Origin of the sequence: Geotalea toluenoxydans JCM 15764, assembly GCF_001311985.1 — a bacterium.
GTDB lineage: Bacteria > Desulfobacterota > Desulfuromonadia > Geobacterales > Geobacteraceae > Geotalea > Geotalea toluenoxydans.
In genome coordinates, this window is the sequence record NZ_BBCJ01000020.1 from 54141 (window position 1) to 73335 (window position 19195).

At 54.3% G+C, this 19195-nt stretch carries 10 protein-coding genes and 5 pseudogenes; 11 read left to right on the plus strand and 4 right to left on the minus strand.

Annotated features, from left to right (window positions below; translation table 11 throughout):
* From JCM15764_RS13660 to JCM15764_RS13670, 3 genes are read left to right on the plus strand one after another with little or no spacing between them, the layout of a single operon-like run.
* The gene (locus JCM15764_RS13660) at nt 1-1173 is read left to right on the plus strand and encodes an InlB B-repeat-containing protein (RefSeq protein WP_054696641.1); all 1173 of its coding nucleotides are present in this window, start codon (nt 1-3) and stop codon (nt 1171-1173) included.
* On the plus strand, nt 1164-2723 hold the full coding sequence (locus tag JCM15764_RS13665) for an RCC1 domain-containing protein (RefSeq protein WP_369412334.1): 1560 nt from the start codon (nt 1164-1166) through the stop codon (nt 2721-2723). The genes JCM15764_RS13660 and JCM15764_RS13665 overlap by 10 nt, the downstream gene beginning before the upstream one ends.
* Before the next feature lie 13 nt (nt 2724-2736).
* On the plus strand, nt 2737-3852 hold the full coding sequence (locus tag JCM15764_RS13670; RefSeq protein ID WP_054696647.1) for a tail fiber domain-containing protein: 1116 nt from the start codon (nt 2737-2739) through the stop codon (nt 3850-3852).
* Nucleotides 3853-4041: 189 nt separating this feature from the next.
* Here JCM15764_RS13670 and hpnH read toward each other — a convergent pair whose 3' ends face one another.
* From hpnH to shc, 4 genes and pseudogenes are all read right to left on the minus strand, one after another.
* Entirely contained in the window at nt 4042-5040 is a 999-nt protein-coding gene (hpnH, locus tag JCM15764_RS13675; RefSeq protein ID WP_054696650.1) for an adenosyl-hopene transferase HpnH, read from the minus strand.
* Nucleotides 5041-5082: 42 nt separating this feature from the next.
* Nucleotides 5083-6993: a 1-deoxy-D-xylulose-5-phosphate synthase gene (gene dxs, locus JCM15764_RS13680; protein WP_054696653.1), complete on the minus strand. Its 1911-nt coding sequence runs from the start codon at nt 6991-6993 to the stop codon at nt 5083-5085.
* A 103-nt stretch (nt 6994-7096) separates the two neighbouring features.
* Nucleotides 7097-8081: pseudogene (gene hpnA / locus JCM15764_RS13685) on the minus strand (hopanoid-associated sugar epimerase).
* A 25-nt stretch (nt 8082-8106) separates the two neighbouring features.
* Nucleotides 8107-10169 (minus strand): annotated as a pseudogene (gene shc / locus JCM15764_RS13690) (squalene--hopene cyclase).
* Nucleotides 10170-10386: 217 nt separating this feature from the next.
* On the opposite strand from shc, the gene JCM15764_RS29920 reads away from it, so the two are divergent.
* The 8 genes and pseudogenes from JCM15764_RS29920 (at nt 10387) to JCM15764_RS13715 (ending at nt 19143) form a co-directional block, all read left to right on the plus strand.
* Nucleotides 10387-10533, plus strand: coding sequence for a hypothetical protein (locus JCM15764_RS29920; protein WP_439645299.1), 147 nt, complete (start codon nt 10387-10389; stop codon nt 10531-10533).
* On the plus strand, nt 10533-10931 hold the full coding sequence (locus tag JCM15764_RS29925) for a hypothetical protein (RefSeq protein ID WP_439645300.1): 399 nt from the start codon (nt 10533-10535) through the stop codon (nt 10929-10931). The genes JCM15764_RS29920 and JCM15764_RS29925 overlap by 1 nt, the downstream gene beginning before the upstream one ends.
* A gap of 5 nt (nt 10932-10936) precedes the next feature.
* Complete coding sequence (locus JCM15764_RS13695; RefSeq protein ID WP_439645301.1) at nt 10937-13078, plus strand: MMPL family transporter; 2142 nt, start codon at nt 10937-10939, stop codon at nt 13076-13078.
* A gap of 523 nt (nt 13079-13601) precedes the next feature.
* Nucleotides 13602-13943, plus strand: a complete 342-nt coding sequence (locus JCM15764_RS23790; protein ID WP_243689005.1) for a tRNA (mnm(5)s(2)U34)-methyltransferase — start codon at nt 13602-13604, stop codon at nt 13941-13943.
* On the plus strand, nt 13940-14098 hold the full coding sequence (locus tag JCM15764_RS23795; protein ID WP_243689006.1) for a hypothetical protein: 159 nt from the start codon (nt 13940-13942) through the stop codon (nt 14096-14098). The genes JCM15764_RS23790 and JCM15764_RS23795 overlap by 4 nt, the downstream gene beginning before the upstream one ends.
* 23 nt (nt 14099-14121) lie before the next feature.
* Nucleotides 14122-15257: pseudogene (gene hpnI / locus JCM15764_RS30630) on the plus strand (bacteriohopanetetrol glucosamine biosynthesis glycosyltransferase HpnI).
* 143 nt (nt 15258-15400) lie between these two features.
* A pseudogene (fusA, locus tag JCM15764_RS13710) lies at nt 15401-17463 on the plus strand (elongation factor G).
* Nucleotides 17464-17729: 266 nt separating this feature from the next.
* Nucleotides 17730-19143 (plus strand): annotated as a pseudogene (locus tag JCM15764_RS13715) (NADP-dependent glyceraldehyde-3-phosphate dehydrogenase).
* Nucleotides 19144-19195 lie beyond the last annotated feature (52 nt).

Genomic DNA, 19195 nt, shown 5'->3' on the forward strand with positions numbered 1-19195 from the left:
ATGAAAAAAGCTGTAATGGCAATGTGGATCCTCCTTCTTTTGGTGGCAATCCTTTCCCCTCTAAAGACAGCTTTCGCCGCATCAGATGGCTATTACCAATTGTCTGCCGTCACCTATGAATGGGATGGCACAGATGCCAACAGGACGAAAGCCACTAATTCAAAATATTATTACACTTACGGCGATGAGTACAGTATCGGCTACAGGCTTCCTTGGGTAGTAGAATCTTATGGACGATATTATCCTTACATTGCTGCAGATACAAACGGCAATCTGTGGTTTTCTGTAGGCTCCTGGAGATTGGGCAATTCTTTTGACTTAGCTAATTCAGGGGGCCCTGTCATTTCAGCGTGGAATAATGACCTCTCATCCTATTATTATGGAGGGGTTTATATTCAGTACAAGACGAATCCTGAGCGGGTAGTGATAGAGTGGCAGGCTGAGACATATATTGAGGAGGGTCTTTACAAACCCAACAATTTCGAGATAGTTTTTTTTAAAAACGGTGATGCCAGGATTGATTATAAGAGCTTTAGCACTACCGTAGGCAAAGATTTTGGCTCCGGAATTTCCAAAGGCGATGGGGTACACTATATCAACTTAAGCACTGCTTTCGACAAACCTTTCAATCTGGCAGGCAAATCTTTCCTCTTTGCTAAACTGTATAATGTTACTGCTTCCACTAATGGGAATGGCACAATTACTCCTATAAGCACAGCGACCACATATGGTGGCAGTAGTACATTTGCCATAACACCGGCAGATGGGTATCTCCTCACATCCCTCACCGATAATGGTGTGGATGTTACTGCCAGCGTCAGTAACAACAGTTATACCATAACTAACGTCACAGCCAATCATACAGTCATGGCTACTTTCAACAAACTGATCTGTACAGTCAGCAGCTCTGTTTCCGGCGGAAACGGGAGCGTTTCTCCTGCAAGCACAACCGTTAACAGCGGGCACAACACCATAGTTACGGTTACGCCAGCCCCCGGTTACCGGTTGGCGCTTTTGTACGACAACAAAGCATCTGTAACGGAGCGTGTAAGCAACAATACTTACACAATTGCCAACGTCATAACTGATCATGCTATAGTTGCTGTCTTTACCGAAATCACCAACCGACCTTCTCTCCTAAATTATCGGCATGGGAACACAATATCGCCTTAAAAAGAGACGGCACTGTGCTTACCTGGGGGTACAACTCTAGTGGCCAACTTGGTAATGGCACGACAGCAAATGGCCTTGTCCCGACATCTTTGCCTGTGCCAGAGATGTCAGACGTGGTAGCTGTGGCAGCGGGTGCAAACCATACAGTAGCCTTAAAAAAAGATGGCACAGTCTTTGCTTGGGGGGGCAATTACAGTGGACAGCTCGGGGACGGAACAACTACGAGTCATTACACGCCTATGCCGGTTCCGGAATTAACAGGGGTAACGGCAATCGCAGCTGGTGGCAGCCAAACCTTCGCCCTTAAAAGTGATGGCACAGTATGGGCTTGGGGTAATAACTATTACGGTCAACTTGGCGACGGTACTACTACATATAGATACAGCCCCATAAACATCCCTGCGCTAAACGGGATAGTGGCTATTGCCTGTGGGCAAGATCATACTGTTGCCCTCAAAAATGATGGGACAGTGCTGACATGGGGGAGAGGTGCCAATGCAGTGCTGGGTGATGGTACTAGTGCAAACCGCTATATCCCTGCGCAGGTACCTGACCTCAATGCGGTGGTTGCTATCAGTGCAGGACCATATAACACAATGGCTTTGAAGAACGATGGAACAATCATGATGTGGGGAGCAAATTCAACAGGGCAAATTGGTGATGGTACTACTACAATTTGCCATAGGCCGAAACTCGTGCCTGGGCTGTCAGGGGTTACTGCCATCTCCATGGGAGACTTACACACTGTGGCATTGAAAAATGACGGCAAAGTATTTAGCTGGGGCTATAACTCATTTGGGCAGCTGGGTGATGGCACGAGCACAACACGTTATGTACCCACTGAAGTCCTCGGAGCTAGTGGTGTCGTTGCGATCGGGGCTGGCTATAACCACACCGTGGCTCTCAGAAATGATGGAGCTATGATTTCCTGGGGTAAGAACTATTATGGAGAAGTCGGTGATGGCACAACCACGAGTCGGTCTTTACCTGTTGTAACAGGATTTTATTTTGAGGCTACCACTTTACCCTTAAATGTGAATTTCGCAGGAACTGGTAGCGGTACCGTTACCAGCACCCCCGCAGGAGTTGATTGCAACGCCAACTGCTCCTCTTCATTCCCTTCTGGCACTCAAGTTACTTTACATCCCGCGGCCTCGCCAGCTTCAGTGTTTGTTGGCTGGACAAATGGGACATGTAGTGGGACAGGTGATTGTGTGATTACCATGAATGCCAGTACGGCAGTAACGGCAAATTTTGACCAAGCCACGCCTGGCAGTGTAATAGGATGTGCAGTACCGGTGAGAATACCTGGTAAAGGAGATTTTGCAAGCCTTCAGGCTGCTTATGACGTTGCTGCGGATGGAGACATTATCTTGGCTGCGGCACAGATTTTCGTTGAGAACCTTGCTGCCAATCGTCCAATTGGGGTTACTCTGGACGGCGGCTATAGCTGCGACTACAGCTCCAACGGGGGTATGACCGTCATCGTAGGTGAGCCGAGGTTGAGTAGCGGTGCTGTCAAAATGAAGAATGTTAGGATTTCAAAATAGAAGGAGGTTTGATATGAAAAGCATCATACGTTTATTAGTGGCTGGTTTTATGCTTGTAGTACCTCCGGCTTTTGCTGGAAATGGTGATATGGTCGTGGATGGAAATCTGGGAATCGGCACTTTGAATCCAACGGTTCCGCTAAATATCGGTAATAATATTGTTACACCTTCCCTATCCACACTGACAGGAAGCCAAGCGCAGATCAACGATTCTTCGTCTACAACAGCAGCTGGCAATCAGCTTTCGCTGTTTGTTGTGAACCAACCTAATGTCAGCTCAGATAGCTTTGCTTCGAACAAAGCCATCTTTGGGCTTTCGGTAATTCCTGCCTCAGTGCTCAACTATACTGCGATCGCTGGCGTGCAAGGCAGGACTGATTTTTTTGGTAGTAGCACACTTGCCACTGAATATTCTGGTCTCTTCAATGCGTTTAACCAGTCAACTGGGACAGTGACGTCTCAATATGGAGTATTTGGTCAAGCCAACAATATGTCTTCTGGGACTATAGTAGATCAGTGTAGTCTCTACGGGGTTACCTATAATAGTATAGGTACAGTTACAAATTCTTATGCCTTGTCTCTCGGGAGCCCAGCGACGGCTGCGGTCAAAAATGACAACGGCACCATCACTAATGGATTTGGAATTTATATTGGCACTATCCAGGCGAACAATAAATATTCCCTTTTCGCTTCCGATCCGAATGCTCCCTCTTATTTTGCCGGCAGTGTCGGCATCGGTACGAATACACCTTCCTTTGCTCTGGATGTCATAGGGCAAGTCGCCTCCAATGGAGTTGCGTTGACCTCTGACGCAAAATTCAAAAAGGGAATTGATCTCATTGATACCCCCTTGGAGAAGATTAAGCAACTCAAGGGTGTCTCCTATACGTGGAGAATCGAAGAATTTAAAAGTATGAATTTTCCTCAAGGCCGCCACTATGGTGTAATTGCCCAGGAAATAGAAAAGGTATTGCCGGAGGTAGTGAATACCTCGCATGATGGCACCAAATCAGTAGCTTATACTGAAATCATTCCAGTATTAATTGAGGCGGTAAAGGCTCAGCAAAAATTGATTGATCAACAGGCTGCAGAGTTAAAAGAGATACGTGAGCAGTTGAGGAATAGATAAATTAATTGTCCGAAAATTTAAATACGAGGACTTATTGAATTAGAGCTAAAGGTCGCGTAAGTTGGATTTGACGTGATCCAAATTTCTTGGCTAACCCTTAATGTCCACGCTGCGCACATGTCCTCTAGGTTAAAAAGGCCATCCTCTTCAAGAAGGATGGCCTTTTGGTATTCACGCTGAGGACTGTTCTCACGTCAAATTCCACACCATCATCTCCCAGATATCCTTCCAACTCTTACCGATCTCCCCGACAACCGTCGGCTCGAAACCGCAGTGCATCATACATTGGGCGCAGCGGGGGTCTTTGCCGACGCCGTATTTTTCCCAATCGGTCTTTTCCATCATCTCTTTAAAACTCGGATAATGGGCATCGGTGATGAGGTAGCAGGGGGCTTTCCATCCCCGGGTATTTCGGGTCGGGTTGCCCCAGGGGGTGCATTCCAGCTTCTTTTCTCCCTTGAGGAAGCGCAGGTACATGGGGGTGGAGAAGAAGCGGAAGCGCTTGCTCATTTCGTAAACCTGCTCGAATTTCTTTTCGATGTCCCGCCGCTCCAGGAAGAGCTTCTCGCCAACGGCTTCATAGCCGAAGCCTGGTGCCACCAGCAGCCCGTCGACACCGATCTCTTCCAGTTTCGAGAAGAGCATCTCGATCTCCACCAGATCGGTTTCCTTGAAGATGGTGGTGTTGGTACAGACGCGGAAACCCATCTTTTTCGCCTTCTTTATGGCCTCGATGGCGGTCTTGAAGGTGCCCTTGCGCTCCAGGATGCGGTCGTGGGTTTCTTCCATGCCATCCATGTGGATATTGAGAGTGAAGTTGGGATGGGGGCGCATCTTGTCCAGGGCTTTTTCCAGCAGCAGGGCATTGGTGCAGAGATAGATGTGCTTGCCCCGCTTCAGTACCCCATCGATAAGGTCGAAAATATGCGGGTAGAGGAACGGTTCGCCTCCGGTGATGGTGACAACCGGGGCCGGGCATTCATCAACCGAGTTCAGGCACTCTTCCAGGGACATCATCTCCTGGATGGTGTCGGCGTACTCGCGGATGCGGCCGCAGCCGGAGCAGGCCAGATTGCAGAGATGGGTGGGTTCAAGCATCAACACCAGCGGATATTTTTCAACCTTATTCATTTTGTTGGCAATGATGTATTTGGTGAGATCGTAATTGAGACGCAGGGGAAAACGCATTAACTATCCTTTCATGCACATGCTGTTTTAAAACTTGATGGATTATTTTACCCGGACCAGGCCGGGCTGGATCTGATTGCCGGTTTTGAGAAAATCTTCTGCAACCTGGGCGATGCCGGCAGCATCGAGTCCCAGATCTTTTCTTAGCTGGGCCTGGCTCCCCTGTTCGATGAAGCGGTCGGGGATGCCGATTCTTTTTACCCTGATGCCGACGCCTTCATCGGACAAGAGCTCCATTACCGCAGTGCCGAAGCCGCCCTGGAGGGCATTTTCTTCTACGGTGACGACGCAACCGCTACGACCGGCAGCGGAGAGGATCAGGTTGCGGTCAAGGGGTTTGACGAAGCGGGCGTTGATGACACAGGCCTTGATCCCCTTTGCCTTCAGCTGTTCAGCCGCTTCCATGGCCGGATAAACGGTACTGCCGATGGCAATGAGGGTGATATCCTCCCCTTCGGCCAGCTGTTCCGCCACCCCCAGGGGGATGGTTTTGAGGACAGAGTCCATGGCAACGCCGTAACCGGCACCACGGGGGTAGCGCAGGGCGATGGGCTGGTCTGAATAGATGGCGGTCTTCAGCATGTGCTGCAGCTCATTCTCATCCTTTGGCGCCATTACAGTCATCTCCGGCAGGTGGCGCAGATAGGAAAGATCAAAGACCCCGTGATGGGTCGGGCCATCGTCTCCCACCAGGCCTGCCCGGTCCAGGGCCAGCGTTACCGGCAGCTTCTGCAGGCAGATGTCATGGAAGATCTGGTCGTAGGCTCGCTGGGCAAAGGTGGAATAGATGGCGGCCACCGGGCGGAAACCCTCCGTGGCCATCCCTGCGGCAAAGGTGAGGGCATGCTGCTCGGCAATGCCCACATCGAAAAAGCGGTCGGGAAAAGTCCTGGAAAATTTGGTCAAACCGGTGCCGTCGGGCATGGCGGCGGTGATGGCGACGATCTTTTCATCCTCTTCGGCAAGCTTGCAGAGGGTATCGCCGAAAATACCGGTGTAAGACGCAGCGCCCGGTTTGCCTCCGGTGACCTTGCCGGTCTTGACGTCGAACGGGCCGACACCGTGAAATTTATCGGGGGTGTCTTCAGCCGGCTGGTAACCTTTTCCCTTGGTGGTGACCACATGGACCAGGACCGGCCCTTCCAGTGACCGCACGTTTTGCATGATCTCGATCAGTTGGGGCAGGTCGTGGCCATGTACCGGTCCGATGTATTCGAAGCCGAGGGCTTCAAAGAGGGTGCCGGGGGTGAGGAATCCCTTAAGGGAGTTTTCCGCCTTGCGGGCAAAATGGAGGATGTTGCCGCCGATGGCCGGGATATTCTGCAACAGCCCCTGCATCTCCTTTTTCAGTCCTCGATAGTAATTGCCGGTCAGCTTGCGCGAGATAAAGGTGGAGAGGGCGCCGACGTTTTTCGAGATGGACATCTCGTTGTCGTTGAGGACCACCACCAGGTTCTTGCGCAGGTGCCCTGCCTGGTTGAGGGCTTCGAAGGCCATGCCGCCGGTGAGGCTGCCGTCGCCGATAACGGCGATGACCTTGCTTGGATCATCTTTCAGGCAGTTGGCCACTGCCATGCCAAGGCCGGCGGAAATGGAGGTGGACGAATGGCCGGCGCCGAAGGCATCGTGAGCAGATTCGGAGCGCTTGGGAAAACCGCTGATGCCCTGATATTGGCGCTGGGTATGAAAAACATCCCTGCGGCCGGTGATGATCTTGTGGGTGTAGGCTTGGTGTCCCACATCCCAGATGATGCTGTCGCTGGGGGAGTTGAAACAGTAATGAAGCGCCAGGGTCAATTCGACGCAACCCAGATTGGAAGCCAGATGCCCGCCGGTCTTGGAAACGGTATCGAGAAGGAACTGGCGGATTTCACCGGTCAGTACCAGCAGTTCATCTTCTTTTAATGTCTTCAGGTCAGCAGGACTGTTTATTCTGTTGAGAATGCGGGACATAACATACCTCTTAAAGATTGTTCTATGTTCAATGTTCTAAGTTCTATGTAAAAAACAAAAGCCTAAAACTTAGAACCTAGAACCCAGAACCTAGAACGTGGTATCACTTGGCATAGCCTTCAAGCCGGAACCATTCTACTGCTTTTGCCAGGCGTCGGCTACAGAATTCTGCGGCAGTCCCAGTTCCTCGACAGCCTTGGAAGAGTCGAAGAACATGAACTTGCGTGCCATCTGCACGCCGGCCAGAGGTATAAGCGGTTCCTTGCCGGTCAATGCCGCCAGTGCCTCGTTGGCGTACGCGGCAAAGAGAATGGGGTAGTAGGGGAGTCTGACCCTGGGCGCCGGGAGTCTGGTGATTTCCTCAAGGGAGGCGAATATCTGCTTCAGGCTCAGGTTCTTGTTCCCCAGGACGTATTTTTCGCCGATGCGCCCTTTTTGGGCAGCCAGGATATGGCCACGGCGCAATCTTCCACGTCAATGATGTTGAGGCCGGTATCCAGGTATGCCGGCATTTTGCCGTTGAGGAAATCGACGATAATTTTGCCGGTGGGGGTCGGCTTGATGTCAAGTCTACCGACCGGCGTGGACGGATTGACGATGACCAGCGGTAGTCCCTTGGCGATGAAGGATTCCGCTTCCCGCTCGGCGAGAAACTTGCTTTTCTTGTAATGACCGACCATGTCGGCAAGGCTTACCGGTGTCGACTCGTTACCCGGATTGCCATCGCCCGGATTGCCCAGGGTACCGACGCTGCTGGTGTAGACTACCTTGCTAACCTCGGCCTTGAGTGCGGCAGCAAGGACATTACGGGTACCGTTTACGTTGATCTCGTACATCTGCGACGGTTCTTTCGTCCATAGCCGGTAGTCGGCGGCGGCATGGAAAACCATATCGCAGCCCCTGATGCCCTTTTCCAGGGACTCAGGGGCACAGAGATCACCCTCGCATATTTCAACGTCGAGCCCATTGATGTTGCTGCGGTCGGAGCCTGCCCTGGCCAGGGCCTTGACTGTAGCTCCGTCCTTCAATAGTTCCCTGACGATGCTTGCGCCTATGAAACCGGTTGCTCCGGTGACAAAAACTTTCATGGATCGAATCTGGTCTTGGACCTGGTTATTTGTTATGCTCACTGACCTGCATTTCGGCCCTTCCCCCCGTTTTCCGGCGGTAGGTGCCCAGTGCAGTGAGGGGGAAGCAGTTGCGGTAGATATGGTACTTGATCATGAAGAACTTTGGAAAACCGGTGCCGGTATAAAGGTCCTCATCAGGTGCCGTCGCTCTTCTGGGTGGCAAGCAGATACTGTACGCCCCGGGCGACGGCGCCAGAATTCTCTTCGCCGACAGCCATCAGTGCCAGTAGTGCCCAACCGGTTTGTGAGGCGGTGCTGGCGCCTATGCCCGCCAGTGACGAGTCATGATAGGATTCGCAGGTCTCGCCCCAGCCGCCGTCTATATTCTGTCGGGATTTCAACCAGTTAATGGCTTTCCTGATGTACGGTTGGTTGAGGTCTTCACCCATGGCGGAAAGCCCGCACAGAACGGACCAGGTGCCGTAAATGTAGTTTACTCCCCAGCGTCCCCACCAGCTGCCGTCCGGCTCCTGATTCCTCTTGATGAAATCCAGTGCCCTGACTGCAGGTGGGTAATCCTTGGCGTAGCGAATGTTCCCATGAGCTCCAACATCCGTCCGGTAAGGTCGACAGTGGGGGGTCGATAAGGGCTTCAAGGTCGGCAAAGGGGATCTTGTTCAACAGGTACTTGGTGTTATCTTTGTCGAAGGCGCCCCAGCCGCCGTTCTTGCTCTGCATGCCCAGGCACCAGCTGATGCCGCGCTTGATGGCGGTGTCCATTGATTTGCGGTCCTTGACGGCAACATCCTTGAGGGCCATCATGACAAAACCGGAGTCATCCACATCGGGATACCAGTCGTTGAGGAACTCGAAAGCCCACCCTCCCGGCTCAAGCTCCGGCGATTTGACCTTCCAGTCTCCGGCCTTGCGGATCTCCTTGTCCAGAAGCCATTGTGCCGCCTTGACCAGCGCCGGGTGGTCGTTGGGTACATCTGAATCCACCAGCGCCTTCAATGCCAGCGCCGTATCCCAGACGGGCGAAATGCAGGACTGCAGTACAAGGCTGTCTTCGCTCTCGATGCAGAAATTGTCCAGCGCCTCCAACCCCTTGGCCACGGCAGGGTGGTTGTTGGCGTACCCCAGACAGTGGAGGGCCAGGACCGAATTGAGCATGGCCGGCTGGATGCCGCCCCAGTCGCCGGTGATTTCCTGGTGTTCCAGTACCCAGTTCTCAGCTGTGAGCATTGCCTTTTTCTTGAAGGGGCGAATGGGGTTGCTTTCATATACCTTGAGGATGTGGTCGACGCCGATAAAGAAGTTCTTCCAGGTAAAAATGCCGTCTTCCTTGGTGAAGGTGTAGTCGATGGGGCTGGGGGGACGGACGTACAATTCCTGAACCCTGGAAGCCGGCGGCAGTTTACGCACTGGTCTCTCTGTCATGACGATTGACAGGGGGATGATGGTGGCTCGGGACCAGCTGGAAAGCTCATACATATTGAAATATGCCCAGTTTGGCAGCAGGATGAGCTCTATGGGCATGGATGGTACGCCGAACCAGGCGAACTCCCCGAAGAGGGCGAGGAAAATCTTGGTAAAGACGCGGGTTTTGATGATGCCGCCATTGTCGAGAATAAAGGCACGCGCCTTGACCATGGCCGGATGATCGGCCGGGTACCCGGCCAGCTTCAGGGCAAAATAGGCCTCGACGGTGGTTGAAAGATCACCGGGACCGCCGTAGTAGATGGTCCAGAATCCCTCTTCAGTCTGTTTGCTGAGGAGGTAGTTGGCCATTTTCCGCTCCCGTTCACGGTCGACAAGGTCCATGAAATGGTAGAGCATGACATATTCGGCAGTGATGGTGCAGTTTGATTCAAGCTCAGCCCACCAGTAACCGTCGGGAAGCTGTTCGCGGAAGAAGAAGTCGCGACTGTTTTCGATGGCGATATCCAGGGGGCTCTTCAGTTCTCCTTCTTTCTTTTTCCAGATGGAGGGGGGGAGGTGGTGTATCTTGGCACCTGTTTTGGGGGTCTGAACCGGCACGCTATCGGCTGTTTCGCCGTTAAAGGATGTTAGTGCATGTGATATGGGATGTTTACAAGGACTCATTGCACACCATGCTCCTTTTTTCTCGTTAGTTTTTGCAAATTGTCCTTCAGATACAAGTTGGTATGAATAGCACAATTTTGTGAAAAGGTATACCCTTAATCATGTTTCTGCCCGCCCTCCAATGATTCGAAGAGCCTCAGCCCTTGATGGCCGTGGTTGATTTCACCACGCGGCTGTGTTACATAAGCTTGATTGCTGTTTATCTTCAAGGAGATTTATGAAAACGGAAAAAAGATTCAAAGGCCTTTTCGGTTTTGTTGCTGCATATCCCCGTGTCATTCTTGTTGTTGCCCTGCTCGGTTCCCTGTTCTCGGTAGTCTATACGGCAAAGAAGATGGAATTTCTTACCGGCCGCGATGACTGATGCCGAAAAACACCGGCTATCATCAGGATTACCGCAACTGGCGCCAGGAATTCGGCGACATGGACGATATCGTCATCGTCATCGAAAGTGCCGACCAGGAGCGGGCGGCCCGTTTCGGTACCGCACTCTATGAAAAACTGGCTGCCGACAAGCAGCACTTCCAGGATGTTTTCTATCCTTTTGGTCTGGAGTTCTTCAGGAAGAATGGCCTGCTCTTCATGCCGGCGGAGGACGTCAAGGGCTTGCGGGAGAACCTGACCGCCCTGAAGCCGGTGCTCAAGGAATTGTCCGCCTCCCCGTCGGTACAGACCCTCTTTACTTATCTTACCGGACAGATCGATGGCTATGTGCCAAAGGGAGCAGTTCTCCAGGCGCTGAAGCGCAACTGGGCAGTCTGACCTTCATGCTGGAAAAGCTCGGGATCGGTTTCAAGAGCTTTGGCGACAGCACAGCTACTCCACCCTCACTGGAAGAGTTCTTTTTTCAGGGGAAGGACGGTCAGGAATCTAGTTTCAGCAAGGCCGGAAAGATGCAGGTCATTACCGCTCTGCCGGTGAAGAACCAGGCAAGCTTCGTCCCTGCAGAAGAGGCGATCAAGGTCATCCGTGCCCATTTGGCAGAACTTCGCAATCAACCTCAATTCAAGGGTGTTTCTGCCGGTCTGACCGGCAACCCGGTTCTCGAACACGAGGAGATGAGCACCAGCCAGAGCGATATCGCCCTGGCCACCATCGTTTCCCTTGTCCTGACGGTGATCCTCCTTCTGGTCGCCTTCCGCGGGGTGCTCAATGTCGTTGCCGCCATGGTTTCGCTGGTGGTGGCCATCTGTCTTTCCTTCGGCTTTGCCACCCTGGCCATCGGGCACCTCAACATTCTCTCCATGGTCTTTGCCATCATGCTCATCGGCATCGGCATCGAATACGGCATTCAGCTGGTACTCCGCTACCAGGAGGAATTGACGGGAGGGGCTGAGCCGCTTGTCGCCATCGAGACAGGTGTGAGAAACAATGTCTGGGCCATCATCATGGCTGCGGCCACAGTTGCCGCAGCTTTCCTTACCTTCATCTTCACCGATTTCAAGGGCATTGCCGAGCTGGGTATCATTGCCGCCGGCGGCGTGGCCATCTGCGTCATCATAACCTTTACCGTGCTTCCGGCCATGCTGGTAGTTCTGGCCAGATATCGCAAAATCAAGGCGCCGGCAAATGGTTCAGGCCGTACCCTTAACTCCTCACCCCTGACTGAATCAGCCAAGCAGCTTCTTTTCGGCCATCCCAAGGCAGTGGTGGTCATTTCGGCAATTCTTTGTCTCGCCTCACTCTATCCCCTGTCGCAGATTACCTTCGATTATAACCTGATGAACCTCCAGGCCCGCGGGCTGGAGTCCGTAAAGTATGCCTACAAGCTGATGCGCAACTCGGAAAATTCCGGCTATTTTGCCGTTGTAACGGCTGATTCGGCTGCAGATGCTGCGGCCAAGACCAAGGCGCTGGAGTCTTTGCCCACCGTCGACCACGTGGTCAGTTTCAATTCCTTCGTGCCGGAGGATCAGCAAGGGAAGATAACCGACCTGACAGCTCTGCGCAACGAACTCTCCGATATAAAGCCGGGCGAGTACGAGGAAGACTTGAGCCTTATGGAACTGCCAGAGGTTTTTGAAAACTTCCGCAATGCCGTGGCACGGCTGAAGACAAAGCTGGAACAGGAAGGCAAGCCGGAAGCAAAGCCGGTGGCTGCCTTCCTGACGACGCTGGATACCTTTTTCGCCAAGCTGGAAAAGGAGAAGGATCGCAACGCGGTGGGGATGCTCAAGGATTTTCAGGGTGGGATGTTTGCCGAGCTGCCCGAGAAGATCCAGTTCCTGAAGGCGACCCTCAATGCCGAGCCGGTAACCGTTGCTTCAATCCCCCGGGAGCTGAGAGACCGCTTTGTCGGCAAAACCGGCCGCTATATGCTGCAGGTGGTGCCCAAGCATGACATCTTCAACCGGGAGCCGCTCAAGGCATTCCTCGATGACGTGCGCAAGGTGGATATCCATGCCACCGGTGAACCGGTGATGGTTTACGAATCCATGACCATCATGCGCGACTCCTACATGAAGGCCTTTGTCTACGCCTTCATCGCCATCGTCCTTATCCTGCTCATTACCTTCAGGAGCATCAAGTTTGCGCTGATCGGGCTGGTACCGCTGGTGGTCGGAGTCCTCTTCATGATCAGCGGCATGTGGCTGTTCGGCATCAACTTCAATTCGGCCAATATCATCGTCATGCCGCTGGTCCTGGGGATCGCGGTCGACTCGGGCATATACATCATCAACCGCTTCCGCCGCGAGGACGGCTCGGCAACGGCGGTGGTAACCAGCAGCACCGGCGTCGGCGTCATTCTCAATACCCTGACCATCATGGCCAGCTTCGGTGCGCTCATGGTGGCCCACCACCAGGGGGTTTTCAGTATCGGCGCCGTCATGTCCCTGGGGATGGTTGCCTGTCAGCTGGCTTTTATTATCACGCTGCCGGCGGTGCTTACTCTGGTGGGTAAGAAGTAGGGGGGATAGCGGCTCCGATAAAAGTCCATCTGCTGCCGCCCTCACCCAATCCCTCTCCCAGAGGGAGAGGACAAGGCATGCTCTCCCCCTTTGGGGGAGAGATAGAGAGAGGGACTGCTGCGGGCCACAGCGCTCAACGTAGCGCTGCTACGCCTCGCACCGTGGTCCTCGCAAGCCTTGCAGCTGGAGCTTTTCTCGAAGCCGGCATTTTTTCAGATTCGAAGGCAGAGACCCTGCATGGTTCGCAGCTGTGGCGACCGAACGAACGGACGAAGTCGCGGCAGATAGAGGCGGTTAGATTGAACGATAGTATGGGAAGTGCAGTAGGTCTTAGCCACATCTTGTTGCGGGAGCGGGTCAAACCTGGCGACCGGGTGGTGGATGCCACCTGCGGCAATGGCCACGACACGCTGTTCCTTGCTGGACTGGTCGAGGCCGAGGGAGCTGTCTTCGCCTTTGACGTTCAGGAACTGGCGTTGGAGAAAACAGGCTGCTGCTGGAGGAAAACAGGTGTCTTGACCGGGTGCAACTGTTTCATGCCGGCCATCAAGAGCTGGCGGCATATGTGCCCGACCCGGTGCAGGCGGTGGTCTTCAATCTGGGATATCTCCCCGGAAGTGATAAAAGCTGTATCACCAGAGCGGCCACAACTCTTGCCGCCCTCGAGCAGGCTTCGTATCTAGTCGTATCGGGCGGGGTCATTGTCGTGGTTGTCTACCCGGGACATGACGGGGGCGGAGAAGAAGCGGCTGCCGTAGAAGACTGGGCGCGATCCCTGCCGCGATCCTTCAGTGCCTGGTGCAGCAGGCAGGTGAACCGCTCATCGGCAGCACCCTATGTTGTCCTGGCTGCAAAAGTTTCTTGAGCACCTTACCGGCATCGGTCATGCCATGCGCCGTGCCGTCGCCCGATAACCTTGAAAAGCAGGCGGGTGTCAAGACGCTGGTGGTAATTCCTGTGGTCGAGGGGCTTGCCGACCAGATCAGTCGGGACGACGCCGATTATTTCCTTTATCCTTAACGCTGTTACTTAAGGGGCTTCTGATGGTTTTCGCCATTCTCCCATTTATTATCATCGCCCCACCGCTGGTTTACGTTCTGCTTTCCCTTTGGTGTGGCTGGTCATACTTTGACCGGAAAAAGGAGGTTGCCAAAACATTGCCGCCGGTGACCATCCTCAAGCCGGTCAAGGGGATGGATGCGGAGAGTTTTGCCAATTTTGCCTCCTTTTGCACCCAGGATTACCCGTGTTTTCAGATGGTGTTTGCAGTTGCCTCCGCATCGGACCCGGTTGTGCCGGTGGTCAAGAGGCTGATGAGCGAATTCCCGGCCATCGACATGGAGTTGGTGGTGGACGAGCGGATCTACGGTCCGAATTACAAGGTCTGCAACCTGATCAACGCCTTTCCCAGGGCAAAACATGACATCATCATTGTCTGTGACAGCGACATTCGCGTCGGAAAGAATTATCTCAAGGAAGCATGCTCTTCTTTCAGCGATCCGCAGGTTGGACTGGTGACCTCACTGTACCGGACGACCGGCGTTATGGGGGCTGCCAGTGCCATCGAGGCCATGGCTTTACCTCCGAGATGGTGCCGAATGTGATGGTGGCCCTCCGGCTGGAAGGCCTTTCCTTCGCCCTTGGCGCTTCCATGGCGGTGAGACGTGAGGCGCTGGAAAAGATCGGCGGTTTTCGAGCACTGGTGGATTACCTGGCCGACGACTACCAGCTGGGCAACAAGGTCCATCGTGCCGGGTACCGTCTGGTGCTGTCCGACTACTACGTCGAAAGCATCCTGCACTGTGAATCCCTGAAGAACATTCTCTCCCGCCAGCTGCGCTGGGCCCGCACCATGCGGGTCAGCCGCCCGGGTGGCTACTTTGCTTCCGGCATCACCCAGCCTTTTCCCGCTGCACTCATTGCCCTTTGCCTGTCCGGTTTTTCTGCCGCCGGCCTTGCAGCTGCCGCAATCCTTTACGGATGCCGTTCCCTGGTGGCCCTCATCTACAGCCGCTCCTTCGTCGGTGACCGGATTTTTCCCCGCTGGCTCTGGCTACTCCCCCTGCGGGATCTCTTCGCCTTTTCCACCTGGGCACTCTCCTTTCTCGGCAATCGGGTCAGCTGGCGTGGGCACATCTTTCGCCTCCTGCCTGGCGGCAGGATTGAAGAAGACCGGTAACTGCATAATATTCCCGTTGGCTCCTCAACCAAGAAGTTCTCCCGGCCGGAATGCCGTTCGCCCCATATCTGTTATAATCTACTGGTTTCAATCTCAAATCTCTTTCCATCGGCAATTATGACTTTCGGCACGAGGCACTGGTCATGACTACCCCACCACTTGCCCGGATCCGCAACATCGGCATCATTTCCCACATCGATGCAGGAAAAACCACCGTTTCCGAGCGTATCCTCTATTACACCGGCGAGATTCACAAGATGGGGGAGGTCCACGACGGGGAGGCGGTCATGGACTGGATGCCCCAGGAGCAGGAGCGAGGCATTACCATCACCGCCACCGCCAGCAGCTGCTACTGGCGGGACTGTCGCATCAACCTGATCGATACGCCGGGGCACATCGACTTTACCATCGAGGTGGAGCGAAGCATGCGGGTGCTGGATGGGGGGATAGCCATCCTGAGCGCCGTGGAAGGGGTCCAGCCCCAGACCGAATCCGTATGGCGCCAGGCAGATCGCTACCGGGTTCCCCGCATCTGCTTCATCAACAAAATGGACCGCATCGGTGCCGACTTCACGGCGGTCCTGACGGCGATGGAATCCCGGCTCAAGGCTCGGGTGGTGCCGGTGCAGCTTCCTTTGGGCAACGAGGCGGATTTCTCGGGGGTGATAGACCTCCTGAAAGAGGAGCTGGTTCTTTTCAGTGATGCTGATCAGGGGATGACTGTGGAGCGGCTGCCAATACCTCCGGAATATCTTGAAGAAGCGACGATGGCCCGCAATCTGGTGGTGGAAGCGGCAGCCGATTTCGACGATGCTGTTCTTGCCGACTATCTCGCCGGGGTAAAGCTTCCTGCAGAGCGACTGCTTCCTGCCCTGAGAACGGCGACCCTCTCCTGCAGCATATGCCTGGTATTTTGTGGGGCTGCCTTGCGCAACAAAGGCATTCAGCCTCTCCTTGACGGGGTGGTCGATTTTCTTCCCTCTCCATCGGATGTTCCGCCGGTCAGGGGGCTGACTGGGGGAGGGGATGCCGTGACCCTTTCCTGTGACCCGGCATCTCCCCTGGTTGCCTTTGCGTTCAAAGTGCTTGCCGAAGAAGGTCGCAGATTGACCTTTCTGCGTATTTATTCCGGCTCGCTGCGTAACGGTTCAACGATCTTCAATAGCAGCAGAGGCGCTTTTGAGCGGGCTGATCGTCTCTTTCACATGCACGCCCACAAACGGGAGCAGATCACAGAGGCTGCTGCGGGCGACATTGTTGCCGTAACCGGTATGAAAAAGACTCTTACGGGAGATACCCTTTGCGAATTCCACCATCGATTGATTCTCGATGGTCTTGCCGTCCCGGAGCCGGTGGTGTCTGTGGCGGTTGAGGCAAAAGGAGCCGAAGATCGGGAACGGCTTCCTGGAGCCCTGGAGAAGCTTCAGTGGGAAGATCCCACTTTTCGCGTCCACGAGGACGCAGAGACCGGCCAGACCATTCTCACCGGCATGGGAGAACTCCACCTGGAGATAATTACCGACAGGCTGACACGGAATATGGCATCACCGTCAAGACCGGCCCGCCGCGGGTCATGTACCGGGAAACCCTTCGCCAGCCGGTTACCTGGCGGGAAACATTCAGCCAGGAGGTCAATGGGCGGCTGCAGAAAGGGGAGGTGTTGTTGTCCCTTCGCCCATTGCCGCGCGGAGAAGGTCTGCGGATTATTCTCCCGCCCCCGGAAGGCTTGCCATTACCCCCAGAGATGCGTGTTGCCCTTGAGGAAAGCCTGCGCCATGTCTGTGCATCAGGCGTCCGAACCGGATATCCCTTTGCCGATCTGGAAGTTCAGGCAGTGGAGGTTCCTTTCGAGCCCGGTGTCACCACAGAGCTGGGGATCAAGGCTGCTGCCCATCGCGGTTTTACTCTGGCGGCACAACAAGCTTCACCCGTTGTCCTTGAGCCGGTGATGGCCCTTGAAATCATTACCCCTGCCGAACATGCCGGTCGGGTTCTGGGGCAGATCCAGCAGAAGCGTGGCCGGGTCGAAGGACTGGCAGGGGCGTCGGAGAACGAGGTGATCCATGCCCAGGTTCCCCTGTCGGAGATGTTCGGCTACATGACCGAGTTGCGTAGTGCCACCAAGGGCATGGGGAGTTTTACCATGCAGTTTGATCATTTCCAGGTGGCAAACGATGAGATCCAGAAAGGCTTTGGTCTGGTATAATTTGAGGATACGGCGCGGATTACATAAACATGGCGATTCAGAGTCTTGGAGGTCATATGAGTTTGCAAGAAGGAATGACTGGACTGTTTCCTGCTGAGGCCGAAATCCCGGTAAATTACCGGCTGTCTGAACCGGTGGAGATGAACAGGTTCCTGCTCAACGGTGAGCTCCGCAGATGGGAAGGACCGATGCAGGAGGTCTTTTCGCCGGTCTGCGTGCGGAACGGTGCTGATTTGTCGCGCAAGATGATTGGCAGGTTCCCGGTCATGACAGAGGGGGATGCACTGGCCGCGCTTGCAGCAGCTGTGGAGGCCTATGATTCCGGTCGGGGCAATTGGCCGACCATGCCGGTGGCCGCCCGAATTGAGTGCATCCAGGAATTCGCCTGGCGCATGAAGGAAAAAAGGGGCGAGGTGGTCAGGCTGCTCATGTGGGAGATCGGCAAGTCTCTCAAGGATTCTGAAAAGGAATTCGACCGGACGGTGGATTACATTATCGATACCATTGATGCCCTGAAGGAACTGGACCGGGTTTCATCACGATTCGTCGTGCAGCAGGGAATCATCGGCCAGATCCGCCGCTCGCCCTTGGGGGTGACCCTGTGCATGGGACCATACAACTATCCCCTGAACGAAACGTTCACTACCCTCATTCCGGCCCTGATCATGGGTAATACGGTGCTGCTCAAACCCCCGCGCCACGGCATTCTGCTGTTTTCCCCGCTGCTGGAGGCTTTTCACGAGTCATTCCCGCCAGGTGGTCAACACACTCTTCGGCGCCGGCAGGACCATTACTCCGCCGCTGATGTCGTCGGGCAAGGTGGATGTGCTTGCCTTTATCGGTTCCAGCAAGGCTGCCGATGCCCTGCAGAAGGAACATCCCAAAATGCACCGGCTGCGCTCGGTACTGGGGTTGGAGGCGAAGAACCCTGCCATCATCCTTCCCGATGCGGACCTGGAGATGTCGGTGGAGGAATGCCTGGTGGGCAGTCTCTCCTTTAACGGCCAACGCTGTACGGCCATAAAGATCATCTTTGTGCATCGATCCATTGCCGAAAAGTTCGTCACCCGGTTTGCCCAGGCCATTTCGGCGCTCAACTGCGGCATGCCCTGGGAGCCGGGGGTGGTGATAACCCCGTTGCCCCAGCATGGTAAGCCGGAATATCTTGCGGGACTGGTTGCCGATGCAACCCGGCATGGCGCCGAGGTGGTCAATGAAGGGGGAGGGCAGGTCAACGAGACCTTCTTTTATCCCGCTTTGCTGTACCCGGTGAATGCCCGGATGCGGATCTACACGGAGGAGCAATTCGGGCCGGTAATACCGGTGCTTCCCTTCAGCGACATCTCCATTCCCATCGAATATATAACCGCTTCGGAATATGGGCAGCAGGTGAGTATTTTCGGCCATGGGACAACCGAATTGGCCAACCTGATCGATCCGCTGGTCAACCAGGTCTCAAGGGTGAATATTAACAGCCAGTGTCAACGGGGACCCGACATCTTTCCCTTTACCGGGCGCAAGGATTCGGCGGTGGGCACCCTTTCCGTTTCCGATGCGTTGCGCGCCTTTTCCATTCGAGCTCTGGTTGCGGCAAGGGATTCCGATCAGAACAAGGAGATCATCCGTAACATCGTCCGTGAAGGGAAATCAAACTTTCTATCCACAGATTTCATTCTGTGAGGCTATGATTCCACCGCTACGACAGTTGCAGCAGGCATAAACAGGGCTATAA